This window comes from Rhizobium sp. SSA_523 (assembly GCF_030435705.1).
In the GTDB taxonomy this organism is placed as follows: Bacteria; Pseudomonadota; Alphaproteobacteria; order Rhizobiales; family Rhizobiaceae; genus Neorhizobium.
Genome location: NZ_CP129382.1, coordinates 66,684 through 92,728, shown reverse-complemented (window position 1 = coordinate 92,728; position 26,045 = coordinate 66,684). Strand labels below are relative to the sequence as shown.

28 protein-coding genes are annotated in these 26,045 nt (G+C 62.9%); 13 read left to right on the top strand and 15 right to left on the bottom strand.

Annotated elements, in window-relative coordinates; all coding sequences use genetic code 11:
- Positions 1–256 precede the first annotated feature (256 nt).
- The 13 genes from QTJ18_RS08725 to coxB form a co-directional block, all read right to left on the bottom strand.
- Positions 257–565, bottom strand: a complete 309-nt coding sequence (locus QTJ18_RS08725) for a Dabb family protein (protein ID WP_252751793.1) — start codon at positions 563–565, stop codon at positions 257–259.
- A gap of 56 nt (positions 566–621) precedes the next feature.
- Positions 622–1,065 carry a ribonuclease HI gene (gene rnhA, locus QTJ18_RS08720; RefSeq protein WP_252751794.1) on the bottom strand — a complete coding sequence of 148 codons (444 nt, stop codon included), beginning with the start codon at positions 1,063–1,065 and terminating at the stop codon, positions 622–624.
- Complete coding sequence (locus QTJ18_RS08715; protein WP_252751795.1) at positions 1,062–2,033, bottom strand: homoserine kinase; 972 nt, start codon at positions 2,031–2,033, stop codon at positions 1,062–1,064. The genes rnhA and QTJ18_RS08715 overlap by 4 nt, the downstream gene beginning before the upstream one ends.
- A 98-nt stretch (positions 2,034–2,131) precedes the next feature.
- Positions 2,132–2,482 (bottom strand): VanZ family protein, encoded by a 351-nt coding sequence (locus QTJ18_RS08710; RefSeq protein ID WP_252751796.1) that lies wholly within the window; start codon positions 2,480–2,482, stop codon positions 2,132–2,134.
- Positions 2,483–2,558: 76 nt separating this feature from the next.
- Positions 2,559–3,566 carry a 4-hydroxy-3-methylbut-2-enyl diphosphate reductase gene (gene ispH / locus QTJ18_RS08705; RefSeq protein ID WP_252751797.1) on the bottom strand — a complete coding sequence of 336 codons (1,008 nt, stop codon included), beginning with the start codon at positions 3,564–3,566 and terminating at the stop codon, positions 2,559–2,561.
- 291 nt (positions 3,567–3,857) lie between these two features.
- Positions 3,858–4,712 (bottom strand): SURF1 family protein, encoded by an 855-nt coding sequence (locus QTJ18_RS08700; protein WP_252751798.1) that lies wholly within the window; start codon positions 4,710–4,712, stop codon positions 3,858–3,860.
- Between the two features lie 63 nt (positions 4,713–4,775).
- A complete protein-coding gene (locus QTJ18_RS08695; RefSeq protein ID WP_252751799.1) occupies positions 4,776–5,159 on the bottom strand; it encodes a DUF983 domain-containing protein in 384 nt (127 codons plus the stop codon).
- A 108-nt stretch (positions 5,160–5,267) separates the two neighbouring features.
- Complete coding sequence (locus QTJ18_RS08690) at positions 5,268–6,143, bottom strand: cytochrome c oxidase subunit 3 (RefSeq protein ID WP_252751800.1); 876 nt, start codon at positions 6,141–6,143, stop codon at positions 5,268–5,270.
- Positions 6,144–6,198: 55 nt separating this feature from the next.
- Complete coding sequence (locus QTJ18_RS08685; RefSeq protein ID WP_252751801.1) at positions 6,199–6,804, bottom strand: cytochrome c oxidase assembly protein; 606 nt, start codon at positions 6,802–6,804, stop codon at positions 6,199–6,201.
- A gap of 20 nt (positions 6,805–6,824) precedes the next feature.
- Positions 6,825–6,959 (bottom strand): hypothetical protein, encoded by a 135-nt coding sequence (locus QTJ18_RS08680; RefSeq protein ID WP_489667183.1) that lies wholly within the window; start codon positions 6,957–6,959, stop codon positions 6,825–6,827.
- Entirely contained in the window at positions 6,959–7,915 is a 957-nt protein-coding gene (locus QTJ18_RS08675; RefSeq protein ID WP_252751802.1) for a heme o synthase, read from the bottom strand. Before QTJ18_RS08675 ends, QTJ18_RS08680 begins: the two co-directional genes overlap by 1 nt.
- Positions 7,916–7,978: 63 nt before the next feature.
- Positions 7,979–9,673 carry a cytochrome c oxidase subunit I gene (ctaD, locus tag QTJ18_RS08670; RefSeq protein ID WP_252751803.1) on the bottom strand — a complete coding sequence of 565 codons (1,695 nt, stop codon included), beginning with the start codon at positions 9,671–9,673 and terminating at the stop codon, positions 7,979–7,981.
- A gap of 12 nt (positions 9,674–9,685) precedes the next feature.
- Entirely contained in the window at positions 9,686–10,564 is an 879-nt protein-coding gene (coxB, locus tag QTJ18_RS08665; RefSeq protein WP_252751804.1) for a cytochrome c oxidase subunit II, read from the bottom strand.
- Positions 10,565–10,911: 347 nt separating this feature from the next.
- On the opposite strand from coxB, the gene QTJ18_RS08660 reads away from it, so the two are divergent.
- The 6 genes from QTJ18_RS08660 to QTJ18_RS08635 all read left to right on the top strand — a co-directional run bounded on the left by QTJ18_RS08660 (position 10,912) and on the right by QTJ18_RS08635 (position 16,138).
- Complete coding sequence (locus QTJ18_RS08660; RefSeq protein ID WP_252751805.1) at positions 10,912–11,619, top strand: invasion associated locus B family protein; 708 nt, start codon at positions 10,912–10,914, stop codon at positions 11,617–11,619.
- Positions 11,620–11,724: 105 nt separating this feature from the next.
- Positions 11,725–13,140: a metalloprotease TldD gene (gene tldD / locus QTJ18_RS08655; RefSeq protein WP_252751806.1), complete on the top strand. Its 1,416-nt coding sequence runs from the start codon at positions 11,725–11,727 to the stop codon at positions 13,138–13,140.
- A gap of 177 nt (positions 13,141–13,317) precedes the next feature.
- Complete coding sequence (locus QTJ18_RS08650) at positions 13,318–13,569, top strand: AbrB/MazE/SpoVT family DNA-binding domain-containing protein (RefSeq protein ID WP_252751807.1); 252 nt, start codon at positions 13,318–13,320, stop codon at positions 13,567–13,569.
- Complete coding sequence (locus QTJ18_RS08645) at positions 13,566–13,964, top strand: type II toxin-antitoxin system VapC family toxin (protein ID WP_252751808.1); 399 nt, start codon at positions 13,566–13,568, stop codon at positions 13,962–13,964. The genes QTJ18_RS08650 and QTJ18_RS08645 overlap by 4 nt, the downstream gene beginning before the upstream one ends.
- Positions 13,965–14,011: 47 nt before the next feature.
- Positions 14,012–14,740 carry an HAD family hydrolase gene (locus QTJ18_RS08640; RefSeq protein WP_252751809.1) on the top strand — a complete coding sequence of 243 codons (729 nt, stop codon included), beginning with the start codon at positions 14,012–14,014 and terminating at the stop codon, positions 14,738–14,740.
- A gap of 333 nt (positions 14,741–15,073) precedes the next feature.
- On the top strand, positions 15,074–16,138 hold the full coding sequence (locus QTJ18_RS08635) for a polysaccharide deacetylase family protein (protein ID WP_252751810.1): 1,065 nt from the start codon (positions 15,074–15,076) through the stop codon (positions 16,136–16,138).
- A 69-nt stretch (positions 16,139–16,207) separates the two neighbouring features.
- Here QTJ18_RS08635 and pdxH read toward each other — a convergent pair whose 3' ends face one another.
- The gene (gene pdxH, locus QTJ18_RS08630; protein ID WP_252751811.1) at positions 16,208–16,828 is read right to left on the bottom strand and encodes a pyridoxamine 5'-phosphate oxidase; all 621 of its coding nucleotides are present in this window, start codon (positions 16,826–16,828) and stop codon (positions 16,208–16,210) included.
- 125 nt (positions 16,829–16,953) lie between these two features.
- Between pdxH and QTJ18_RS08625 the strand changes: the two genes are divergently transcribed.
- The 4 genes from QTJ18_RS08625 (at position 16,954) to QTJ18_RS08610 (ending at position 20,381) form a co-directional block, all read left to right on the top strand.
- Positions 16,954–17,361 carry an RT0821/Lpp0805 family surface protein gene (locus QTJ18_RS08625; RefSeq protein ID WP_252751812.1) on the top strand — a complete coding sequence of 136 codons (408 nt, stop codon included), beginning with the start codon at positions 16,954–16,956 and terminating at the stop codon, positions 17,359–17,361.
- Positions 17,362–17,553: 192 nt separating this feature from the next.
- Positions 17,554–18,783 carry a DnaJ C-terminal domain-containing protein gene (locus QTJ18_RS08620; RefSeq protein ID WP_252751813.1) on the top strand — a complete coding sequence of 410 codons (1,230 nt, stop codon included), beginning with the start codon at positions 17,554–17,556 and terminating at the stop codon, positions 18,781–18,783.
- A 142-nt stretch (positions 18,784–18,925) separates the two neighbouring features.
- Positions 18,926–19,744 (top strand): enoyl-ACP reductase FabI, encoded by an 819-nt coding sequence (gene fabI / locus QTJ18_RS08615; protein WP_252751814.1) that lies wholly within the window; start codon positions 18,926–18,928, stop codon positions 19,742–19,744.
- A gap of 31 nt (positions 19,745–19,775) precedes the next feature.
- Positions 19,776–20,381 (top strand): histidine phosphatase family protein, encoded by a 606-nt coding sequence (locus QTJ18_RS08610; protein ID WP_252751815.1) that lies wholly within the window; start codon positions 19,776–19,778, stop codon positions 20,379–20,381.
- Between the two features lie 8 nt (positions 20,382–20,389).
- On the opposite strand, the gene QTJ18_RS08605 is transcribed toward QTJ18_RS08610, so the two are convergent.
- Positions 20,390–20,650, bottom strand: coding sequence for a DUF1344 domain-containing protein (locus tag QTJ18_RS08605; protein WP_252751816.1), 261 nt, complete (start codon positions 20,648–20,650; stop codon positions 20,390–20,392).
- A 26-nt stretch (positions 20,651–20,676) separates the two neighbouring features.
- Between QTJ18_RS08605 and QTJ18_RS08600 the strand changes: the two genes are divergently transcribed.
- From QTJ18_RS08600 to aroC, 3 genes are all read left to right on the top strand, one after another.
- Positions 20,677–20,988: a hypothetical protein gene (locus QTJ18_RS08600; protein ID WP_252751817.1), complete on the top strand. Its 312-nt coding sequence runs from the start codon at positions 20,677–20,679 to the stop codon at positions 20,986–20,988.
- A 125-nt stretch (positions 20,989–21,113) separates the two neighbouring features.
- Complete coding sequence (locus tag QTJ18_RS08595; RefSeq protein WP_252751818.1) at positions 21,114–24,701, top strand: sensor domain-containing protein; 3,588 nt, start codon at positions 21,114–21,116, stop codon at positions 24,699–24,701.
- Positions 24,702–24,918: 217 nt separating this feature from the next.
- A complete protein-coding gene (aroC, locus tag QTJ18_RS08590) occupies positions 24,919–26,034 on the top strand; it encodes a chorismate synthase (RefSeq protein WP_252751819.1) in 1,116 nt (371 codons plus the stop codon).
- Positions 26,035–26,045 lie beyond the last annotated feature (11 nt).

Sequence of the window (26,045 nt, the reverse complement as noted above, 5' to 3'; positions counted from 1 at the left end):
CCACCTCTTCTGCGAGGCGAAGCCACGAGGCGACATCTTCATGTTGAGCCATGCTGATATGAAACGGCATCCCCTCACCCTCCGAGAGCTTTGCCCCTCAACCTAACCCTCTCCCCACTCAGGCGGGGAGAGGGGACGTGGCCCGTGCAACGTCGCAACGGGTGGAGAGCCGGCCTGCATATCCCTTCTACCCGCGTGGCGGGGAGAAGGTCGCCGCCGCCGGATGAGGGCCACGAGCCGGAGCGATCGCCCCGGCTCACACTTCCAGATCGAACACCAGAAGACCGGCAAGGCCGCCATCGCAGGCGGCGACGATCCGGTCGCCGACGGATGTGTGGTCGGGATGGGCGAGATAGGTATCCCTCGCCGTCGCATCCTCGAAGGTCACCACGAAGCCCTCGCGAAAACCGCCGCTCAATCCCTCCGGCGAGACATTCGGCCCGGTCTTGATGCTGACAATGCCCGGAATGACCGTCTGCAGCCGGGCAAGGTCCTCGTAGATCGATTGCTTTTCGGTGGCCGGCAGCGAGGCCTTCAGCCGCAGGAATACGCAATGCAGGATCATCTTATCTCCTCCCCTCACCCGGAAACGCCCGGGCACCTTCATTACAAAATCCGCCGTCAGCGGCGCGTCTTGAACGGTTCCATGCCCAGCCGCGCCAGCTCGTCGGCCCGCTCGTTTTCCGGATGGCCGGCATGGCCCTTGACCCAGTTCCATGTGACCTTGTGGCGCTGGTTGGCGAGATCCAGCTGCTGCCACAGCTCACCATTCTTGACCGGCTTCTTGTCGGCGGTCTTCCAGCCATTCTTTTTCCAGCCGAAGATCCACTTGGAAATGCCGTCCATCACATATTTGCTGTCGGTATGCAGATTGACCTCGCACGGGCTCTTGAGTGCATTGAGCGCGGTGATGGCCGCCAGAAGTTCCATGCGATTATTGGTGGTTTCCGCCTCGCCGCCATAAAGTTCCTTTTCCACCTCGCCATAGCGCAGGATGGCGCCCCAGCCGCCCGGACCGGGATTTCCCGAACAGGCGCCATCGGTGAAGATCTCCACCTGCTTCATGCCGGCACCTCCAGCCCGTATTCCGAAGGGGCATTGATGGACCGGTGAAAGCGCAGCTTTTTCAGATATTCGAGCGGGTCCTTCTTGACCACCAGGGCGCCCTCGGGCGTCTCCAGCCAGTCGTAAAGGCGGGTGAGGAAGAAGCGCAGCGCCGAGCCGCGCGCCAGGATGGGCAGCGCCGCCTTTTCCGCATCGGATAGCGGCCGCACCGCCTGATAGCCGGCGAGAAGGGCCGTGCCCTTGGCGAAATTGAAGGCGCCGTCCGGCTGGAAGCACCAGGCGTTCAGGCAGATGGCGACGTCATAGGCCAGAAGATCATTGCAGGCGAAGTAGAAATCGATGAGGCCGGACAGGCGCTCGCCGAGGAAGAAGACATTGTCCTGGAAGAGATCGGCATGGATGACGCCTTCGGGCAGATGTTTCGGCCAATGCGCGGCGAGGTAATCCAGCTCGCTGCCGATCTCCTCTTCCAGCCCGTCCAGCACCTGGTTGGCGCGCGGCCCGGCCTTGTCCCAAAGCTCGATCCAGCCGCCGAGCGAGAGGGCATTCTCCCGCCGCAGCGGAAAATCCGCCGCGGCAAGATGCATTTGAGCAAGCGCGCGTCCCACCTGCTCGCAATGCTGCGCCTCGGGCTTGCGCAGCCACATGCCCTCCAGGAAGGAGATGAGCGCGGCCGGGCGGCCGGACAATTCGCCCGTCAGCCGCCCATCCTGGCGCGGCAGAGGCAGCGGGCAGGACAGGCCCCGCTGCGCCAGATGCTGCATGAGGCCGAGGAAAAACGGCAGATCGCCGGCATCCACACGCTTTTCGTAAAGGGTGAGGATCAGCGGCTCGCTGGTGGTGTGCAGCAGGAAGTTGGAGTTTTCTACGCCTTCGGCAATGCCCTTATAGGAGGTGAGGTCGCCGACGGCATATTGCGTCAGAAACGCCCTGAGATCGGTCTCGCTGATATCGGTATAGACGGCCAATGATTTGCTTCCTGCCGGAGATTGCCATGGACGCGTTGTAAGCGCGCATAATCCCCGAGACATACACAGAGCGGTGGGCGGATGGCTAGGGTCAAAAGTTACGATGGCAGATGGCGGCGGCGATAGCGGTTGATGAACCAGCCGATGCCAAGCCCGAGGCAACAGCCCGCGGCCTTGACGAAAACGTCCTGCAGGCGCGCATGCCGGCTCGGCTCGATCCATTGCAGCGCCTCGATCACGGCCGTGCTGCACAGGATGACGACGGCGCAGAGCGTGAAATGCCGCGGATAGGCGATCACGAAGGCGCCGGCCAGCAGCGCAAAGGCCAGCGCCCGATCGATATTCACCGGCAGGACATCATGCGGCCGCCAGGCGATTGGCGAGACGGTGGCAAAGACGACGAAAGCGAGCAGGAGCCATGCGGCGAGCTTGAGGAGGCGGCTTGTCATTTCGCTGATATAGACGAGTGTCAGGCCGGCGCAAATGGCTGGCGGAGAAATAAGGTCGCCGGAGCCCGCCGCCGGCTCATCCGTTGACCCAGGCCATGTCCTCGCGGGTCAGCTCAATGCTGCGCAATTCGCGATTGACCAGGAAATGCTCGTTCTCTTCCGCGGTGATGGCGAGTTCGACACGGGCATCGAAGCGCTGGCGGAACGCCTCGATGATCTCGTCGACGATAACTTCAGGGGCCGAGGCGCCGGCGGAAATGCCGAGCGTGCGGATGGCGCCCACCTCTTCCCACTTGATCTCGCTTGCCCGCTGCACCAGCAGGGAACGCGTGGCGCCGGCGCGCAGGGCCACTTCCACCAGCCGCTTGGAATTGGAGGAATTGGGAGCGCCGACAACGATGAAGAGATCGCAGCCGGGCGCCGCCTGCTTGACGGCTTCCTGGCGATTGGTTGTGGCATAGCAGATGCTGTCGGCCGACGGCGCGGTGAGATTGGGAAAGCGCTCCTGCAGCTTGGCGATCACGCCCGCCGTATCATCCACCGACAGCGTGGTCTGCGTCACATAGCCCAGATTGTCCGGATCGACCGGCTGATAGGCCTCCGCATCCGCGATCGTGTCGATCAGCGAGACGGAGCCCGGCGGCAATTGCCCCATGGTGCCGATCACTTCCGGGTGACCGGCATGGCCGATCAGCACCACGTGACGGCCGAGCCTTTGATGGCGCATGGCCTGCTTGTGAACCTTGGAGACAAGCGGACATGTGGCATCGAGGTAGAAGAGATTGCGCGCCACGGCATCTTCCGGCACGGCTTTCGGCACGCCATGGGCGGAAAATACCACCGGCTGCTGGCGATGCTCTTCCGGGATCTCGTCCAGTTCCTCGACAAAGATCGCGCCCTTGGCCTCAAGCCCCTCGACCACATAGCGGTTGTGCACGATTTCATGGCGTACATAGACCGGCGCGCCATAGGCCTTCAGCGCCAGAACGACGATCTGGATCGCCCGGTCGACGCCGGCGCAGAAGCCGCGGGGGCCGCAGAGGCGGATGGTGAGCGGCGGTCGGTCTAGAGGCAGTATCGTCATGTGTCGGTCGGCTCTGGCAAGCGAGGAATGTCGGATGCGGAATGATCCTGCGCGCCACGACGGCAGGGCGTTCGGCTTCTGTTACACAGACCCATATAATATCAGGGCGGGTGGATACAAACCCGTTCTTGCCCGGTTGTTACCGGCTCTGATCTGTTTCTGGCCTGTTTCTGACCTGTTTCTGACCTGTCTCTGGCCTGTCTCTGGCCTGTCTCTGGCCTGTCTCTGGCCCAGTTCTGTCTCGTCTCCCAGCCACCCCTCCCAGTCACGCCTCCCAGTACGCCCGGCCTTTCATCGCCGCGGCGAACCGGACCTCTGGCTGCCATCCGGCGAACCGGCCGATCTTTGCCCGCCCGGCTTTTGCCCGCCGGTCCGCTGCGCGGTCTCCTTGCGCCAGCGGACATAGGAAGTGGCGGTCACCGCCAGGAGCGCGGCGGCCAGGCCATACCAGGTCAGGGCATATTGCAGGTGATTGTTGGGCAATTCGAATTGCGTCACCCCGCCTTTCGGCCAGCCGCCCGGATTGGTCACGCTGGCATCGACATCGACGAAGAAAGGCAGCGTCTTGTCCTTGTCGAGGCCGAGGCTCGACACCATCAGGTCCCAGTCCTTCCAGTAGAAGATGTTCTTGGCGGGATCGTTTTCCGGCACGAGCCAGGAGGGCTTGCCATCCAGCCGGTCGCGCACATAGCCGGTGATCGTCACCTCCTCGGAGAGGCCGGCGGGCGGTTCTCCCGCCTGTCCGGGACGGCTGGCCGGCTCCTTGAGGTCATAGGGCACGAAGCCGCGATTGACGAGCAGGATACGGCCATCCGTCAGCGTCATCGGCGCATAGATGTAAAAGCCGCTCTGTCCCTCGAAGGTGGCGAAGAAATGCCGCTCGCGCTGCATGTCGAACCGGCCGCGCAGGCTGACACGCCGATATTCGGGATCGACCCCGCGGGCCAGATCCTGCTCCACGACGCCAAGATCCTGCGGCGGCTCATGCCGACGGCTTTCGATCTGCGCCACCAGGCTTTCCTTCCAGTGCAGGCGCTGGACCTGCCAGGTGCCGAGCGACAGCAGGATGACGAGCGCAAGCAGCACCGAAACGGCAACCGCGATCACCTTGCCCGGGCGCCGCCGCCCCTTTGCCTCGAAAATCATTGATAGCCACCCCTGAGGTCAAGATGGACGCAAACGGCCGGGCAGTTTTCGGTGAAAGAGGGTTCAATCACGATCGATCCGGCCCTCGCTGGCATTGTGGCGGTATTGCAGCGCGATCAGCAAGCCCTTCAGGAGCCGCAGGCTGCCGAGGCAGACGATGACGGCGAAGGGCAGCGTGACGAGGAAATGCAGCCAGATCGAGGGATGCACGGTGAACTCGAACCACAAGGCAAAGCCGGTGACGATGAAGCCGACCAGCAGCATGACGAAGACCGCCGGACCATCGCCGGCATCGGCAAAGCCGTAATCCAGCCCGCAGGCCTGGCAGGCGGGCCGTACCTTCAAAAGGCCGTCGAAGAGCTTGCCCTGGCCGCAACGCGGGCAGGCGCCGCGCAACCCGGCCGATACCGCATCCTGCGGCGGAAACTGTGCTTCATCTTCCCGCATGGCCTACTCCTCCTGGCCGAAAGACAAGCTCCTCCTGGCCGAATGACAAGGGGCGGTCTTATGCCGCCCCTTCTCCCTGTCGGATTATTGCGCCGATCGAACGGCTGATCAATGCGCGATCGGGGCGCCCCAGCCACCCCAGATATAGATGGCGAAGAAGAGGAAGAGCCAGACCACGTCCACGAAATGCCAGTACCAGGCTGCCGCTTCGAAGCCGAAATGCTTCTGCGGCGTGAAGCCGCCATTGATGGCGCGGATCAGGCAGACCAGCAGGAAGATGGTGCCGACGAAGACGTGGAAACCATGGAAGCCGGTCGACATGAAGAAGGTCGCGCCATAGATCGAATTGGTGAATTCGAAGGGGGCATGCGCATATTCGTAGACCTGGACGCAGGAGAACAGCACGCCAAGCGCCACCGTCAGCGCCAGACCGTTGATCAGGCCCTTGCGGTCATTGTGCAGAAGCGCATGGTGCGCCCAGGTGACGCAGGTGCCCGACAGAAGCAGGATGACCGTGTTGTAGAGCGGCAGATGCCAGGGATCGAGAACTTCGATGCCCTTGGGCGGCCACTGGCCGCCAAGCGCTGCCGTCCGGCTGGCCTGGATGGCTTCGTTGGCATAGAGGCTGGCATCGAAGAAGGCCCAGAACCAGGCAACGAAGAACATCACTTCCGACGCGATGAACATGATCATGCCATAGCGCAGGTGAAGCGAGACGACGCGGGTGTGGTTGCCCTCGCGTCCTTCCTTGATCGTATCCGTCCACCAGCCGATCATGGTGTAGATGATGATGGCCAGGCCGATATAGAAGAGCCAGGGATTGGCGAAGTTCAGCCCGAACATCTGAAACTGGCCGCCATGCAGGTAACGCATGTAGCCGACACCGCCGAAGGTGATGACAAAGGCGCCGATCGAGGCCAGCAAGGGCCAGATGCTGGGGTCAATGATATGGTAGTCGTGGTTCTTTTGGTGCGCTTGCGCCATGTGATCAGTCCCCGAGTTTCTCCTCAACCCTTCCGCGGGCGCGAAAGGGCCTCTCTCATAACTTCGTCGCGCTTCCCGGCTTTTCATCCTTCAAGCCGGCAACCGGCTTGGCCCCCTGGCTCGGATAAAACGTGTAGGAGAGCGTGATATTCTTGATGTTCTTCGTTTCTTCCGCCTTCACGATCTCCGGATCGACGAAGAAGACGACCGGCATATCGAGCGTCTCGCCCGGCTGCAGCGTCGTTTCGGTAAAGCAGAAGCACTGTACCTTGTTGAAATAGGCGCCGGCTTCCATCGGCGTCACGTTGAAGACCGCAGTCCCGGTAACGGGCGTCGGCGAATGATTGGTCGCGGTGTAGCTGATCTGCACCGTCTCGCCGATCTTCGGCTCGATCATCCGGTCCACCGGCTTGAAATCCCAGTTCAGCCCGCTCGACGTATTGGCATCGAAGGAGACGCGGATCGTGCGATCGAGCACCGTGTCCGAATATTGCTCGACACGCTGCGTGGTGCCGTTATAGCCGGTGACCTGGCAGAAGATGCGGTAGAGCGGAACAGCCGCATAGGCGGCGCCGACCATGCCGCCGACAAAGACCAGGCAGCAGGCCAGGATGGCCGAATTGCCCGGCCGGGCTTTCGCGGTGGTCTGCGGATGGGCCATTCTCGTCTCCTCCCCTGCCGTCAGCCGGCGGCGCCCAGCTTGATCAGCGTCACGATGTAGAAGATCAGCACCAGCGCCGCCAGCACGAGGCCGAGGGCGATGTTGCGACCACGCCGCGACTTCTTCTGTGCTTCGGTGGGTTTGACCGTCTCGATCATGCCGCACCTGCCAGCCGGTCCAGCAAAGGACCAGCATAATGGGCGAGGATCAGAGCCGTGAAGATGGCAAAGAGATAGACCACGGAATAGGCGAACATCCGCTTGGCCGGCAGCATTTTCTCATCGCCATCCGGCATCTGCCGGACGGCGATGGAACAGCCGACGAAGACAATGCCGAGCACAGCGGCGAAGACGCCGTAGCCCCAGCCCACAAGCCCGGTCAGCGCCGGCGAGACGCCGCAGGCGGCGGTCAGCACGGCATAGACGAGGATCTGGTTCTTGGTCGAGCCTTCGCCGGCGACATTCGGCATCATCGGAATGCCGACGGCGCCGTAATCGCGCATCTTGAACAGCGCGAGCGCCCAGAAATGCGCCGGGGTCCACAGGAAGATGATCAGGAACAGGAGCACGCTGTCGAGCGAGACGCCGCCCGTGACGCAGGCCCAGCCGATCATCGGCGGAAAGGCGCCGGAGGCTCCGCCGATGACGATGTTCTGCGGCGTCGAGCGCTTCAGCCACATCGTGTAGACGACCGCATAGAAGAAGATGGTGAAGGCCAGCAGGCCGGCGGCGAACCAGTTGACGACGAGGCCGAGAATGGCCACCGAAAAGGTCGACAGGGTCAGGCCGAAGGCAAGCGCCTCCTGCGGCAGGATGCGGCCATCGGGGATCGGCCGACGCGCCGTGCGGCTCATCACCGCATCGATATCGGCATCATACCACATGTTGAGCGCGCCGGAGGCCCCGGCACCCACGGCGATGCACAGAATGGCGATGGCGGCGATGAAGGGATTGATCTGCCCAGGCGCAAGAAGCAGGCCGGCAAAGGCGGTAAACACCACCAGCGACATGACGCGCGGCTTGAGGAGTTCGAAGAAATCGCGCGCACCGGCTTCGGAGAGGCGAACCTGCTCCCCGGACAGCAGATCTGCGTGATCGTCGATGGTGGTCATTGTCAGTCCTGTATATTCACAAAGGGCGGCGGCGCGGGGAGGATCCCGCGCCTGCCGATGATGTTACTTGACGCGCGGCAGCTGTTCCCACTGGTGGAATGGCGGCGGCGACGACAGCTGCCATTCCAGCGTGGTTGCGCCTTCACCCCAGGGATTGTCGCCGGCCACCCGCTTCTTGGCGAAGGCTTCCCAGACCGAGTACAGGAAGATCAGGACACCGACGAAAGAGATGTAGGAGCCGATCGACGAGACATAGTTCCAGCCGGCAAAGGCATCCGGATAGTCGATGTAGCGGCGCGGCATGCCGGCAAGGCCGAGGAAATGCTGCGGGAAGAAGACGAGGTTCACGCCGACGAACATGACCCAGAAATGCAGGTTGCCGAGCATTTCGGAATACATATAGCCGGTCATCTTCGGGAACCAGTAGTACCAGGCCGCGAAGATCGCGAAGACCGCGCCGAGGGACAGAACGTAGTGGAAATGCGCCACGACGTAATAGGTATCGTGCAGCGAGCGGTCGAGGCCGGCATTGGCCAGCTGGACGCCCGTCACGCCGCCCACGGTGAACAGGAAGATGAAGCCGATCGCCCAGATCATCGGCGTGCGGAAGGTGATCGAGCCACCCCACATGGTCGCGATCCAGGAGAAGATCTTCACGCCCGTCGGCACCGCGATCACCATGGTGGCGAAGACGAAGTAGCGCTGTGCATCGAGCGACAGGCCGACCGTATACATGTGGTGCGCCCAGACGATGAAGCCGACAGCGCCGATCGCGACCATGGCATAGGCCATTCCGAGATAGCCGAAGACCGGCTTCCTGGAGAAGGTCGAGACGATATGGCTGACAATGCCGAAGCCGGGCAGGATCAGGATGTAGACTTCCGGGTGACCGAAGAACCAGAACAGGTGCTGGTAGAGGATCGGATCGCCCCCGCCTTCGGGCGCGAAGAAGGTCGTGCCGAAATTGCGGTCCGTCAGGAGCATGGTGATGCCGCCGGCCAGAACCGGGAGCGACAGCAGCAGCAGGAAGGCGGTGACCAGCACGGCCCAGGCAAACAGCGGCATCTTGTGCAGCGTCATGCCCGGTGCGCGCATGTTCAGGATGGTGGTGATGAAGTTGATCGCACCGAGGATGGACGAGGCACCGGCGACGTGCAGTGAGAAGATCGCCAGGTCCACCGCCGGTCCGGGATGGCCAACCGTCGCAAGCGGCGGATACATGGTCCAGCCGCCACCGACGCCATAGGCGCCCGCCGGTCCTTCGACGAACATCGACAGCAGCAGCAAGATGAAGGCCGGGACGATGAGCCAGAAGGAGATATTGTTCAGGCGCGGAAAGGCCATGTCCGGCGCCCCGATCATGATCGGGATCATCCAGTTGGCAAAGCCGCCGATCATGGCCGGCATGACCATGAAGAAGATCATGATGAGGGCATGTGCGGTGGTGAACACATTATACATGTGCTTGCCGCCGTCGATCGCCGCATCGCCATCGAAACCGTAGACCATGGCCGCCAGGCCGTGGAAGATCTGGATGCCCGGCTCCTGCAGCTCCATGCGCATGAAGACCGAGAGGAGACCGCCAATGATACCGGCAAAGATCGCGAAGATCAGGTAGAGCGTGCCGATATCCTTGTGGTTGGTCGATTTGAACCAGCGATCGAAGAAGCTCAAGCTGTGATCGTGGTGGTCATCATGCGCATGCGCGGGATCCGCGGTGCGGGCGTGATGACCGTCCTGTGTGGAATGTCCAGCCATTATCTCACTCCCTTACTTGGACGCGACGTCGACGCCAAGCTTGCGCTGGTCGGTCTGCGCCATCAGCAGGCGGTTGGCGCCGGGCAGATCGCTGCCGGCGGCCGTCAGCCACGCATTATATTGTTCATCGGATACGACGCGGATCGCGATCGGCATATAGGCGTGGTCCTTGCCGCAAAGCTCGGAGCACTGGCCGTAATAGAGGCCTTCCTTCTCGGCGCGGAACCAGGTTTCGTTCAGGCGGCCGGGAACGGCGTCGATCTTGATGCCGAAGGCCGGCATGGCGAAAGCGTGGATCACGTCGGTCGGCGCGGCCGTCACCAGCATGCGCACCGTCTTGTTGACGGGCAGGACCAGCTCGTTGTCCACAGCCAGAAGCCGCGGATAGCGGGCAATGTCCTGCTTGCCGGCCGCTTCGCGATCCTGGTCGCGCAGCAGGTAGCTGTCGAAGGACACCGGCGTTTCGCCGCCCTCATATTCATAGCTCCACAGCCATTGGGTGGCGGTGGCCTTGACCGTCACGTCCGGATTTTCCGGCATGGTCAGCTGCGCATTCAACAGGTTGAAGGACGGAATGGCGATGAACAGAAGAATCAGCACAGGCCCGAGAGTCCAGATGACCTCGATCGCCGTATTGTGGCTGGTGCGCGACGGCACGGGATTGGCGCTGGCGCGGTAGCGCATCACCACCCAGACCAGAAGGGCAAGCACCAGCAGGGTGATCGGCACGATGAACCACAGGGTATAGTGCGAAAACCACTTGATTTCATGCATGATCGGCGTCACCGGCGCCTGAAGGTCCAGCTGCCACGGTATAGGCTGGTCCGCCCCCGCCCCCGAAGCGAAAAGCAGACAGATCGACGCAGCCAAGGCTGCACAGGCTCTGTTCATCACGATAGTCTCTCCCCAATCGTCTGATGCAGATCAGTTTGATCCAGATCAGAACGTCACGCGCATTCCCAAGCTATAGCTTACCGGTTGAACCACAGTTTATCAGTTGTCGCAACATCCGGCCACGGCTTGTCGGGGGTGTCGTCGTGCGGCATTTTTGCGCGTTATCAATTTCCCGTGCGAAATCCCGCCAATTGCCGGGCCCGCGGCCTCCCGCGCCCCGGTGGATGAGATGTGGATGCCGGTCCGCATTTTCGCCGCACTCGCCTGAAATGTGCGTGAGGGCTTTTCATCGGCGCGCCCCGGCGACAAGAATAGTCCGACTGATTCGAAAGACAGAGGTATCCATGCGTTTTCCCACACTGTGCGCCACAGCTTTGGCCGCACTGCTGCCGATTGCCCTCTCCGCGGCACCGGCGCTGGCGCAGGCGCAGCAGCCGGGAGACAGGCCGGGAGACGGGCCGGGAAGCAGGCCGCAGGCCCAGCAATCTCAACCGCTGGCCCAACCGCAATCTCCCGTTCAGGCGCAGCCGCAGGCTCCCCAGCCGACGCAGCGGCCGGCCCAGCCCGAGGCGCGCATTCCCGCGCCCTCCGCCACGCCGCAGCCCGGCAGCCCCGCCCAGCCGGGCACGGTGCGCGCCAGCCATGGCGCCTGGTCGGTCCTCTGCGACAAGCCGGCCGGCTCCACCGTGGAGCAATGCGCTCTGATGCAGAATGTGATCGCCGAGGATCGTCCGGAGGTCGGCCTGTCGGTCGTCGTCCTGAAGACGGCCGATCGCAAGGCGCGCATCCTGCGCATCCTCGCGCCGCTCGGTGTCCTGCTGAAGGACGGCATGGATCTCTTCGTCGACGGCAATAATATCGGCCGCGCCTATTTCACCCGCTGCTTCTCCGAGGGATGCTATGTGGAAGTGGAGATCGACGACGAGCTGATGAAGATATTGCGGGCCGGCAAGCGCGCCGTCTTTGCGCTTCGCGAATCGGTGGACCAGGACCGCGTCGGCATTCCGATCGAACTGGCCGGCTTCACCGACGGGTATGATTCGCTGCCCTGAGCACGTCCTTTTTCGGACCAGCCAAAGCCTTGCTTCGCGGGCAGCCGGAACCTACATCGGCTCGAGCGGCCGGGCGCGTCATGCCACGGCCAGAGGAGCCTGCCAATGACCACCGACCTCATCAACCTGTTCGACTGCGACGAGGACCGCCTGCGCAAGATCCTTGGCGAGGCACTTGCCGGCGCCGATGACGGGGAGCTCTTTCTGGAGCATGCCCAGGCCGAGCAGCTGACCTTCGACAATGGCCGGCTGAAGGGCGGATCCTTCAATACGGATCAGGGCTTTGGCCTGCGCGCCGTGGCCGGCGAGTCCGTCGGCTATGCGCATGCGGGCGAATTGTCCGCCGCGGCCCTGTCACGGGCAGCGGATGCCGTCCAGGCCGTCACCCGCGGCTATTCCGGCTCCTATGCGGCGGCGCCGCAGCGGACAAACAGGCGCCTGTATGGCGACGAGAACCCGATCGGACAGCCTTCCTTCGAAGAAAAGGTCGCGCTGCTCGCCGAGATCGACGCCTATCTGAGGGCCAAGGATCCGAAGGTTCGCCAGGTGACCGCCTCAATCGCCGCCAGCTGGCAGGTCGTCGATATCCTGCGGGCCGATGGCCACCGGGTGCAGGATGTGCGTCCGATGACGCGGATCGGCATTTCCGTTGTGGTGGGCGATGGCGACCGCCAGGAAAGCGGCTCCTTCGGCACCGGCGGGCGGATCGGCTTTGGCGATTTCGTGCGTGCCGGCAATTGGCAGACGGGCGCCGACGAGGCCCTGCGTCAGGCGCTCGTCAATCTCGAGGCGATCGACGCGCCGGCCGGAACAATGGATGTGGTGCTCGGCAATGGCTGGCCGGGCGTGATGCTGCACGAGGCCGTCGGCCATGGGCTGGAGGGCGATTTCAACCGGAAGAAGGTATCCGCCTTTGCCGGGCTGCTCGGTGAAATGGTGGCCGCGCCCGATGTCACCGTGGTGGATGACGGGACGATCGATGCCCGCCGCGGCTCCCTCACCGTCGACGACGAAGGCACGCCATCCGGTTATAATGTTCTGATCGAAAAGGGCAGACTGGTGGGCTATATGCAGGATCGGCAAAATGCCCGGCTGATGGGCATGCAGCCGACCGGCAATGGCCGCCGCCAGGGTTATGCCCATCAGCCCATGCCGCGCATGACCAATACCTATATGCTGTCGGGCGACAAGACGCCGGAGGAGATCATCGCCTCCGTCAAGAAGGGGATCTATGCCGTCTCCTTCGGCGGCGGTCAGGTGGATATCACCTCGGGCAAATTCGTCTTCGGCTGCACGGAAGCCTATCTGATCGAAAACGGCCGGATCGGCCCCGCTATCAAGGGTGCCATGCTGATCGGCAATGGACCGGATGCGATGAAGCGGGTCTCGATGGTCGGCAACGACACCAAGCTGGATACCGGCATCGGCAATTGCGGCAAGGGCGGCCAATGGGTGCCGGTCGGCGTCGGCCAGCCGCATCTCAGGATGGACCAGGTGACGGTGGGCGGCACGAAGGCGTGAGGCAGAGCGTCTTCTCCGGGAAGGGGTAGGCCGTATGCCAGTGCCTCGTTGCCGATCCGGACGGTTACCTCTTGCGACCGTTTCAGGATGTGGGGCAGCGCATGGCGCCTCTCACCAGTCGCGCATCGCCTTGCTTTAATGGAAATTTCAATTACTTTTTCTGCAAGGAGATTTCCAATGGCCTCACTGACTGTCACCGTAAAGGGTCAGGTCACGCTCAAGCGGGATCTGTTGCAACATCTAGGCGTCAGGCCGGGAGAACGGATCGAACTCGAGAAGATGCCGGGCGGAGAACTTCGCGTGACGGCCGCCAAGGCTCAGGGAAGCATCGACAGCTTCATCGGGCGGCATGCCGGCAAGGTGAAGACGCCATTGACGATCGAAGACATGAACGAAATCGCTGCCGCCGGTTGGGCTGGCGAGGAGTGAAGGTTTCGGTCGACACCAATGTTCTGGCCCGTGCCGTGCTGCAGGATGATCCAGTGCAATTCGCCGCAGCTTCGAAATGTCTCAAGGAGGCCTCGCTCATCGCAGTCTCGCTTCCTTGCCTGTGCGAATTGGTCTGGATCCTTCGGCGGGGTGCCAAGCTGTCAAGGGAAGATGTGGCCCGATCGGTCCGCGATCTGTTGGAGACGGGCAATGTCGTCATGAACCGGCCCGCGGTCGAGGCCGGCCTCGCCGTACTGGAAGCAGGCGGTGACTTCGCAGACGGAGCAATCGCCTATGAAGGGCAGTGGCTGGGGGGCGAAACTTTCGTATCGTTCGACAGGAAAGCCGTTGACCTGTTGACGGTGCAGGGCCAGGCCACGCAACTTCTCGCTTGATGCGGTTTCAGGATTTGGGTATCCGGCGTTTTTGAAGGCAAGATCAGATGTCCATGCTGCCCCGCCCGCCGAAAGCCGTCATCTTCGATATGGACGGCCTGCTGCTCGATACCGAAATCCTCTATCGCCAGTCGATCATCGCAGCCGCGCAAGATGCCGGGCTGCCGATCGGCCCCTCGATCTACGAAGGCATGCTCGGCCGCCCCTGGGTCAGCATTGCCGAGCTGCTGCGCGACCATTACGGCCAGGATTTCCAAGCCGATCTCTTCCGCGCCGCCTGGCTTGCCCATTTCGACCGGCTGACGGAGACCGAGCTTCGGCTGAAGCCGGGCGTGGTGGCGCTTCTCGATCTGCTCGACGAACACAAGCTGCCTCGGGCTGTCTGCACCTCGTCTGCGCATTTTCAGGTCGAGCACCATCTCGGCGCACTCGGCATCCTCGACCGCTTCCACCATATCGTCGCCCATGGCGATTATCCGCGCGGCAAACCGGCACCGGATCCGTATCTGGCGGCTGCGGAGCGGCTCGGCATCGCGCCGTCCGATTGCCTGGCGCTGGAAGACAGCTATAACGGCATCCGCAGCGCCGCCTCGGCCGGGATGATGGCGGTGATGGTGCCGGACATGCTTTCGCCGACCGACGAGATCCGGGCGCTCTGCGCCGTGGTGGCGGAGAGCCTTGACCACTGCTGCGCCTTCTTTGGCCAGGAGGTGGCCGCATCGCCGGCTGAGGTTGGGCGCGCCATCAAGGACACCGTGCTCAGACGAAACCAGTGATCATACCCCCCTCTGCCCTGCCGGGCATCTCCCCCTCAAGGGGGGAGATCGGCTCGCGGCGGCGCCTTGCCCCGATCCACCCTGTCGCCTGCCCCGACTCTTCTCCTACTCCCTACTCCCTATTCGCTATTCGCTCCCCCTACTGCCCATTGCCTATTGCCTACTGCCTATTGCCTATTGGCTATTGCCGATTGCCTCCTTCCCCCGCCCGCGGCACCGCCTCTTCAGCAAGGCTTAACCTTCGGCGGGCTAGCGTATTGCAATCGGCTGGTGCGAGGCGCCGGTATCTGAAACAATGCGGTGTGACGACAGAAGCGGGATCGCGGGCGCGCAATGAGCAGACATCTCGATGCCATCTGGCGCCGCGCCATCAAACGTGGCCTGATTGCCGGCGGGCTGGAGGCCGCCCATCTCATCTCGCGGCTCGGCCTCTTGCGGCAGCTGCGCGGCGAGGGCGCGATCTTCACCCTCCACCATGTCCGGCCCTTCGAGCGCCATGCGATCGATCCGAACGCGCATCTGGAGGTCACGCCGGACTTTCTGGATCTGGCGCTGACCCGGCTGGCGCGCGACGGCTACGATTTCATTCCGCTGACAGACCTGCCCCGCCGGCTCGCTTCTCCAGAGCCGCGCCGCTTTGCCTGCTTTACCCTGGATGACGGCTATCGCGACAATGCCGATCACGCGCTTGCGGTGTTCGAGCGGCATGGCGCCCCCTTCACCATCTTCGTGACCCCGGGTTTTGCCGATCGCACCCACAGCATCTGGTGGGAAACTCTGGCGGAGCTGCTGAACGCGCAGTCGCGGCTGAGCTTTGATTTCGGCCGGGGCATGGAGGCGATCGAGATTGCGACACCGGCGCAGAAGCTCAATGCCTTCGACCGCTTCTGCCGGTTCATCTGGGACGGCGACGAGGCAGAGGCGGTCGCCGCTCTCGACAGGCTTGCCCGCCAGCACGGCATCGAGCCTCTCGACATCACCGCGCGGCTGACCATGGATGGCGCGCAGTTGCGCGCTCTGTCGCAGCATCCGCTGGCCACGCTCGGCGCCCATACGGTCAGCCACCGGGCTCTCAAGCGTCTCAGCGATGCGGCGGCAAGCGAGGAAATCCTGCGCTCGTCGCAATGGCTGACGGCGCTGACGGGCGCCGCGCCGCGCACCATTGCCTATCCCTATGGCACGCACGATGCCGTGGATGCCCGCGACAAGGCACTGGTGCAGGAGGCCGGTTTCGATCTTGCCGTGACCACCCGGCCCGGCACCATTGCGCCGGCGCTGGCCGAGAGCCATAGCGGGCTTGCCGCCCTGCCCCGCATTTCGCTGAACGGCTATTATCAGAGCGCGCGCTGCGTGGCGGCGCTGGCCTCCGGCATTCCCTTTGCCATCATGCGCGGCTGACGCCGACCGGAAAAGATAGGCAGGCGGCGGAAATCCGGCCGCCGGATCTTGCGGGTCCCGCGCTTCCGGTCAGGGATACATCCTGACCTTTTCCCAGCCATGCCCGTCCGGACCGCGGCGGAATTCCACCCGATCATGCAGGCGGAAGGGACGATCATGCCAGAATTCGATCGATTGCGGCTCGATACGGAAGCCGGACCAATGGGCGGGGCGCGGTATCTCGCCGATGGCATAGCGGGCGGTATATTCGGCGACCGCCTTTTCCAGCGCGAACCGGCCCTCGAGAGGCCGCGACTGTTTCGACGCCCAGGCGCCGATGCGGCTGCCGCGCGGCCTGGAGGCATAATAGGCATCCGCCTCCTCCTCGGAGACGATGCTGACGGGGCCGCGCAGACGCACCTGCCTGCGCAGGGATTTCCAGTGGAAGCACATGGCCGCCTTGCGCTGGCCGAGGATCTCCTGACCCTTCTGGCTTTCGAAATTGGTATAGAAGACGAAGCCGCGTTCGTCGAAACCCTTCAGCAGGACCATGCGCACATTGGGCAGGCCCTCGCCATCCACCGTTGCCAGCGCAACGGCGTTGGCATCATTGACTTCCGAGGCCTCGGCATCCTTCAGCCAGGATGCAAACAGGCCGAAAGGTTCGTTCTCTTGCGTGAAGTCACCAGCTGTTAACCGTTCTTCCGACATATTGACTAAAACGCTCCTGATCTGATCGAATGCAGCCGTAGAACCTTTTCCGGATGGGATGCAAGGTGGCAGTGACCGCAAAGACACAAAACCGCATGAGACTTCGCCTGTCACCTCCGATTCGAATGACGTCCGCGATTTTCCTTGCCGGAAGCCTTGCCGGTAGCCTGGCCGGCTGCACCAGCGGCAGTTTCGACCTGTTCGAGGGCGCCAGCAAGGTGGACCGTTCCATCTCCACCGCCACGGTTGCAAAGCCACGGCAGGAAACCGTCTCCGACCAGGTGACGATCCTCAATGCCGTCACCTCCACCGATCTGATGAAGCTGGGTGATTCGCCGCTTCCCTGGGCCAATACCTCCACCGGAAGCGCCGGCGTCGTTTCCGCCATTCGCGAACAGGCCAAACTCGGCACCACCTGCCGCGATTTCGTGACCACCCGGCATGCCTTCGACGGCATTGCGCAATATACCGGCAGTGCCTGCCTCAACCCGTCGGGCGGCTGGAGCCTCGTCTCCTTCGACCCGCGCTCCTGATGCTTACGTTTCGGTAAGCTTAATCGGATTTTCAGCTTTCGCGTCAAAACATCTTTACCTCCTGGCCCGCTAGCCTGTGTTCCACAAGGCTCGCTCTCCTTCTGGGAACCGCGAGCTGACAATGGGAGTTGATGCGAGGCAGCTTGTCGCCATTCCGGCCAGGCAAGCGCGCTCATTTGACCGGTGGTGTTGATGCGCGATCCTTATTCCATACTCGGTGTGCGACGTGACGCACCCGCAAACGAAATCAAGGCGGCTTGGCGCTCGAAGGCCAAGACGCTGCACCCGGACCACAACCAGGACGATCCTGCGGCGGCCAACCGTTTTGCGGAAGCCGGCCAGGCCTATGAAGTTCTGAAGGATCCCGACCGGCGCCGGCGCTATGACCGCGCGGTGGAAACGCAGCAGACCATTCTGCAGCAGCGCGAGGCCGCAAGGCAGGCGGAAGAGCGGGCGAAAGCCGCCCGCCGCCGGGCGGAAGAGGTGATGGAGGAACTGGCGCGGGCCAATGCCCAGGCGGCCGCCCGCAAGGCGGAAGACGGCCAGTCCCAGCAGCAACAGCAGCAGCAGGGCAATGCCCAGAGCGGCTTCGCCCAGGCCGGCTCTGCCCAGGCTTCCCAGTCCCAGGCTTCCCAGTCCCAGGCTTCCCAGTCCCAGGCAGGCTCCGCTGAAACGCCCGAGGAAATGGTGACCCGGATTTTCGGCGCGACCGCAGAGGCCAAGGCCGCCGGGGCCAAGCTGAACGAGCAGGCGCAGGCAAGATCCGGCGCGCAGACGCGCGACGAGGCGGATCTGGACGAGGCCGGCGCCGGCGGCACGACCCAGCCCAAGCCCACCCCGCCCCTGCCGCTCCAGGCCATCGAATTGATCAGCGCCCTGATGCGGCGGCTGCGCGGCGAAACGCCTCCACCGGAAAAGGCGCCGGATCTTCTGGCGACGGCGAAGGTGACGCTGGCCGACATGCTGGAACTGAGCACCGCCACGATCGCCCTGTCCGATGGCCGCGACGTGCGCATGGCGCTGGAAGCCGGGATGACCGACGGGCAGGAAATCCGCCTGCGTGGCCAGGGCCTCAGACTGCCCGGCATGCAGCGCGGCGATCTGGTGGTGACGCTGAATGTCAAGCGCGACGAGCGCTTTCAGGTCGATGGATACGACCTGCACACGGTCTTGCCGATTTCGCTGGAGGATGCGGTGCTGGGCGGCGAGCATGAGGTGGAAACGCCGGGCGGCCAGGTTCCGATCTCCGTTCCGGCCTGGTCCGGCTCGGATCAGAGCGTGCGGGTTCCCGGCCTCGGCCTCCTGAAGGAGGGCGGCGAAAGAGGCGACCTGATCGTCGAATTGCGGGTTGTCCTCTGGGACAAACCAGACGCCAAAGTAGTCGACCTGATGCGCCATATGCGCCATGGCCTGTTTGTTTGAAGGTTTTGCGACGGTATCCAAAACCGGACGTCTCCGCGCACCCTTTGTTACGGCGCCTTACAGGAGATGATCTTTGTCATGCTTGAACGCAGGGGCGGGCTATGCCATAGGCATCCTTCATTAAAGTCTCAGAGGGATGAGTATGGCTCAGGCATCTGGCCTCATGGCAGGCAAACGTGGCATCATCATGGGTGTTGCGAACAATCGCTCTATCGCCTGGGGAATTGCCAAGGCCATTCATGCTCAAGGCGGCGAAGTGGCCTTCACCTACCAGGGCGATGCCATCAAGAAGCGCGTCGAACCCCTGGCCGCCGAACTGGGCGCCAGCCTGGCCGGCCATTGCGACGTGGCTGACGAAGCCTCGATCGACGCCGTCTTTGCCGAAATCGAGCAACGCTGGGGCAAGATCGACTTCATCGTGCATGCGATCGGCTTTTCCGACAAGGACGAACTGACCGGCCGCTATGTCGATACGACGGCGGAAAACTTCGCCAAGACCATGCAGATCTCCGTCTATTCCTTCACCTCGGTGGCGCGCCGGGCGGAAAAGCTGATGACGGATGGCGGCTCCATGCTGACGCTGACCTATTACGGCGCCGAAAAGGTCATGCCCAATTATAATGTCATGGGCGTTGCCAAGGCGGCACTCGAAGCCAGCGTCAAATATCTGGCGGTCGATCTCGGCCCGAAGAATATCCGCGTCAATGCCATTTCCGCCGGCCCGATCAAGACGCTCGCCGCATCGGGCATTGGCGATTTCCGCTACATCCTGAAGTGGAACGAATATAACGCGCCGCTGCGCCGCACGGTAACGATCGAGGAAGTGGGCGATGTCGGCCTCTACATGCTGTCGGATCTGTCGCGCTCGGTGACGGGTGAAGTGCATCATGCCGATAGCGGCTACCATGTGATCGGCATGAAGGCCGTCGACGCTCCGGATATTTCCGTCGTCAAGGATTGACTGGAAACCCTTTGATCTCGAAGGCAGCGCCGTGCTCATCTACATGATCCGCCACGGGCAGACCGACTGGAATGCCGAAGGCAGGCTTCAGGGCCAGAAGGATATCGGTCTCAACGAGACGGGACGCGCCCAGGCGCGCCATAACGGCAGGACCCTGGCGCTGCTTTTGGGCGAAGAGGTTGCGCAGTACGACTTCGTCGCCTCCCCCCTCTCCCGCACACGCGAAACCATGCAGCTGGCGCGCCAGGAAATGGGGCTGGATCCTGCCTCCTACCGCACCGATGCGCGGCTGGTCGAACTCTCCTTCGGCGATTGGGAGGGCCAGACCCTGGACGATATCCGCGCCGTCGCGCCGGAGCGCGTGAAGATGCGCTCCCGCCAGAAATGGGGCTTCATCCCGCCCGGCATCGACGCGGAAAGCTATGAAATCCTCTCCTGGCGGGTCGGCGCCTGGCTGCAATCGGTCACGCAGCCGACGGTCTGCGTCAGCCATGGCGGCGTCATTCGCTCGGTGCTGAAGCTTGTCGGCGGCTGGGATGAAATGGAGGCTGCGCGCTGCGACATTCCGCAGGATCGCGTTCTCATCATCGATCGCGATGCCGGTCGCGCCGATTGGTATACGGACGCGTCGGCCTAGGGTCTGCTCTATTGGATGACCTGCAGGTCGTCCACAACGCGGTTGCCATCCACCATGGTGAAGAAGACGACGACCTTCACCCCGGCCTGCAACCCGTCGAAATTGAATTCCTCGGGTACCTTGTAGACCTTGCCATCATCGAGGGTAAGGCTCAGCTTCTTGGTGTCGACAGCCTTGATCGTGGCCTCGACATCCATGCTCTGCGCCAGACCCGAAAGTGGCGACAGAATGCTGGCGGCGGTCAGCAGGGCGGCAAGGAAGAGGCGCATGGTGAGAACTCTCATGATTCAGGCTGATGGCGTTCGGACCTCTTGATGTCGTGCGAATGTGGCAAAATTTGCCCGCGCTGATGGCCATTCAAAGTGCTGATCCTTTCTCTCCACATGATGTGCCTGCCCTTCCTTTCCCGCGTCTCCTGCATGCTGAGCTGCAGGCACTCTCCGGAAGCGCTTTTGCATGTCATCAGGCCGGCTTCAGCCAGCGCCTGGCACCGATGCTTTCAACCGTTCCGCGCCACCGTTCGAAGGCCGGTCTGCGCCCTGGTCTGCGGCTCCATCTGCCGCTTCCGACAGTGTTTCTCATTGCCGATAATCTGGGGGCCATATGATTTTGTCTACCACTTTATTACATAGTCCTTGCAATAGGATGTTAACTTCGCAGTCCTAGTTTCACCAGCATCGGGGAAGAATTCACGAAGGTTTTCAGCTGTTGCTTTCCAGGCTTTCTACTGTCTTGACCTTCAGGCGGTCGCTCTCCGGCTACCGGCGCCCGATTGCGATCGCCGCGGTCATTGCACTTGCGGTCGCCGCCATTGCCGTCGCGGTGGATTATCAGCGCGTCAGGGCGCATCAGCTGCAGCTGCGCAGCTGGGCCGAAGCCAGCATGAATGCGATGATGACGCAATTGGTGCAGCAGCTGGATACGCAGATGCTGGAGGCCGACACGCTGTCCCACCTCCTGACGCATGAGGGTGCGCAAAGCGCGGGGTTCACGCGCAGGACGGCAGACCTTTTCAAGCGCAATCCGGCCGTTATCGGCGTGGCCCTTTCACAAGGCGATGTGCTGGCCAATCTCATCCTGCCCGATAAGAGCATCGGGGATGGCCGCACGAGGCTTTCCGGCAGGATCGATGGCCTGGATCTCGATGGCCTGGCGCAACGCCTCCAAACCTCCCTGACCGCCGATCGCGGCGTTGCTTTCGGGCAGATGGACGAGAGCGTCGTCTTTCTGGTCGTGCCGGTGGAAGAAGAGACCGTCAGCGGGGGCCGGCTTGTCCTGCTGATCGACCTTGAGCGGATGATGGCAAAGGCGGGGATCAATATCTCCACATCGCAGATCAGTCTGCAGGAAACCGTCGGTGCCGGCTGGATGCATGTGGCGATCCACCATCTGGACGGATCGGGCAAGACGCGCCTGACAGGCGCCGATCTCAGCGATCTTTCGCCGCTCGTGTCCGCCATTCCGCTCGCCGGCAGCGCCTTCGAGGTGTCTGCGGTCCCGAGCGACGGCTGGAATGCGCTGCCGCAGGATCAGGCCTCTTTCCGGCTGATGCTGATCCCCGCCGGCATCGCCCTCATCGTTCCGATGTTCATCGCCAGCCTGCTGGTCGGCGAGCGCAACCGGCACATCGCGCTCCTGATGTCGCGCGAGGCCAATCTGACGGAGCTTTCGCAGCGCTTCAACCTGGCGATGGAAACATCCAATATCGGCATCTGGGAGGTGAAGGACGACAATCACCTGATCTGGGATGGCCGGGCGGCCAGCCTGCACGGCCTGACGCCGGAAAGCTGCGAAAGCCGGCTCGACGAATGGCTGACCGCCGTTCACCCCGACGACATCAATGCGGCGGAAGCGCATTTCTTCACCTGCATCTGTTCCTCGCTGCCCTGTACCCAGACCTATCGGGTGCGCCTGGCAGACGGCACGATCCGCTATCTGCGCTCGGCCGGCGCCAATTATCGCAGCGCCGACGGCAGCACGCGCACCACCGGCATTGTCTGGGATGTCAGTTCCGACATGATGGTCAACGAGACCCTGCGCCACGCCAAGGAAGATGGCGACATCAAGAATGCGGAATTGCAGCTGGCGCTGGAGGAGCTGTCGCGCCGCGAACAGGAACTGGAAGAATTGTCCAGCCGCCTCGACCTGGCGCTTGCCTCCAATAATTGCGGCATCTGGGAGACCAATCAGGAGACCGCCGTGGAGGTCTGGGACGCCCGCATGTGCCAGCTCTACAATATCCCCTATACGAACGGCCGGATGACCCGGGAAGCCTGGCTGTCGCTCGTCCATCCGGAGGATCGCGCCCTGGCCACCGAAATCCTGCCGAATTTCCCCCGCGGCATTCGCGAGACGCTGACGGTGCGCGTGCCGCAGGCCGATGGCAGCATTCGCTGGGTCCGCTCCTTCGGCCAGGGCCACGAAATGCGCGACGGCTCCAAGAAGATCGTCGGCATTGCCTTCGACGTCACCGACGATATGCGCCTGACGCAGAAGATGCAGGCGGCGCGGCACGAGGCGGAAGCCAAGAATATCGAACTCGAAATGGCGCTTGACGAGCTTTCCAACCGGGAACAGGAGCTGGAGGAGCTGACGACCAGGCTCAACCTGGCGCTGGCCTCCTATAATTGCGGCATATGGGAAAGCAATCCGACCAGCGGCACCGAAGTCTGGGATGCGCGCATGTGCCAGCTCTACGGCGTTGCCTATGGCGACGGCGTGATCCCTTCGGCGCAATGGCTGGAGATGATCCATCCGGACGACCGCCAGATGGCCCGCCGGATTTCGCCCAAGCTGCCGGTATCGATGAAGGAGACGCTGACGGTGCGCGTCCCGCAGCCGGATGGCAGCATCCGCTATGTCCGCTCCATCGGCAAGGCGCATGTCATGCGCGAAGGCCAGGTGAAGATCGTCGGCATCGCCTTCGACGTCACCGAAGACGTGCAGATGACGCAGAAGCTGGAGGCCGCCAAGCAGGAGGCCGAAGCCAAGGCGATGGAGCTGGAGACAGCCCGCCAGAGGATCGAGCACAATGCGCTGCACGATCCGCTGACGGCGCTTGCCAACCGCCGCAAGCTCGATCTGGAACTGGATGCGCTGTCCGCCGACAACCAGGGCAAGCGCACGCAGGCCTCCATCCTGCATCTCGACCTCGACCGCTTCAAGCAGATCAACGATACGCTGGGGCATGCGGCGGGCGATGCCATGCTCATCCACACGGCGCAGATCCTGCGGCGCAACGTGCCGGCCAATGCCCTCGTGGCCCGCATTGGCGGCGATGAATTCGTCATCCTGCTGAATTCCCTGTCGGATCAGAGCGAGGTCGCCGAACTGGCGAACCGGATCATCTCGGAAGTCCGCCAGCCGATGGATTTCGAAGGATTTTCATGCCGCTGCGGGGTGTCGATCGGCATTGCCCAGGCCAATGGCAGCCATGTCGATGCCCGCCGCATGCTCGTCAATGCCGATATCGCGCTCTACCGCGCCAAGGCCAAGGGGCGCAATTGCTACGAATTCTTCACGCAGGACCTGCAGGCGGAGATCATCACCCAGAAACGCACGGCGGACGAGATCCTGAGCGGCATCGAAAACGGCGAATTCATCACCTGGTACCAGCCGCAATTCTGCGCCGATACGCGCGAACTGGTGGGCGTGGAGGCGCTGGTGCGCTGGCAGCACCCCTATCGCGGGCTTGTAACGCCGGACTTCTTCCTGCCGATCGCCGAGGAGCTGAACGTCTCGGCGGTGCTGGACCAGATGGTTCTCGAACAGGTGCTGAAGGACCAGATGCGCTGGGCGGCCAGCGGCATCACAGTCCCGCGCGTCTCGGTCAACGTCTCCTCCAAGCGGCTGCGCGACGAAAACCTCGTCTCGACGCTGGAGACCCTGGCGATATCGCCCGGCCAGATCGCCTTCGAACTGGTGGAATCGATCTTCCTCGACGAGAGCGATGATCTGGTCACCTATAATCTGGAGCGCATCAAGGCGCTGGGCATCGATATCGAAATCGATGATTTCGGCACGGGTCATACCTCGATTGTCAGCCTTTTGAAGCTGAAGCCGAAGCGCCTGAAGATCGACCGGCAGCTCGTCATGCCGATCCTGTCGGCGCCGCAGGAGCGTTCGCTGGTGCGCTCGATCATCGAGATCGCCAAATCGCTCGGCGTGGAAACGGTGGCCGAAGGCGTCGAGACGATGGAACATGCCGCCATGCTGCGCAGCCTTGGCTGCGACATGCTGCAGGGCTATGCCTTTGCGCGGCCCATTCCCTTTGCGGAATTTTCCGCCCGCGCCCGCAGCGGCTTCAGCCGGGTGGCCTGACCGCCTGCCCGGCCGACGGCTGCGGCGGCCGACCGGCTGCGCCATGCCGCCGGCCAATGCGAGTCTGCTTCGTTTCCGCCGGCTTGGTTATTATCAGCGGGTTCTGCGGGAAAAAGCGTTTACACCCTTCGCCATCCGGCTTTATGAGAGAGCCGTTCCACGTCTTTACGCCGTCATGGGTCTGCCATGACGATGTCCGCTCAACGGTCAGGGTCTCATGTCGCACAATTCCTTCGGTCATCTCTTTCGCGTCACCACCTGGGGGGAAAGCCATGGCCCGGCGCTTGGCTGCGTGATCGACGGCTGCCCTCCGGGACTGACTTTCACTGCGGCCGAGATCCAGTCCTATATGGACAAGCGCAAGCCGGGTCAGTCGCGCTTTGTCACCCAGCGGCGCGAAGAGGATATCGTGAAAGTCCTCTCCGGCGTCATGCTGGCGGAGGATGGCGTCACCATGACGACGACCGGAACGCCGATCTCCATGCTGATCGAGAATACCGACCAGCGCTCCAAGGATTACGGCGAGATCGCGCGGCGTTACCGTCCGGGCCATGCCGATTATGCCTATGACCTGAAATACGGCATTCGCGATTACCGTGGCGGCGGGCGCTCCTCTGCGCGCGAGACCGCCGCGCGCGTTGCCGCCGGCGCCATTGCCCGCAAAGTGGTTCCGGGCGTCACCATTCGCGGGGCTTTGGTGCAGATCGGCCGGCACAAGATCAATCGCGGCAACTGGGACTGGAACCAGATCGACCAGAACCCCTTCTTCTGCCCGGATCCGGAGATGGTGCCGGTCTGGGAAGCCTATCTGGACGAGATCCGCAAGGCCGGCTCCTCGATCGGCGCGGTGATCGAGGTGGTGGCGGACAATGTTCCGGCCGGTCTCGGCGCGCCGATCTATGGCAAGCTCGATCAGGATATCGCCTCGCTGCTGATGTCGATCAACGCCGTCAAGGGCGTCGAAATCGGCGAAGGCTTCGCTGCCGCCGAATTGTCGGGCGAGGAGAATGCCGATGAGATGCGCATGGGCAATGATGGCCGGCCCTTCTTCTTGTCCAACCATTCCGGCGGCGTGCTGGGCGGCATTTCCACCGGCCAGCCGCTGGTGGCGCGATTTGCGGTGAAGCCGACCTCGTCCATCCTGACGGAGCGTCAATCGATCGATGCGGACGGCAACAATGTCGAGGTGCGTACCAAGGGTCGCCACGACCCCTGTGTGGGCATTCGCGCCGCACCGATCGGCGAGGCCATGATCGCCTGCGCGCTGGCCGACCATTATCTGCGCGATCGCGGCCAGACCGGCCGCCTCTCGGGTCACCCGGACAGGGGATGACAGGCCCCGCT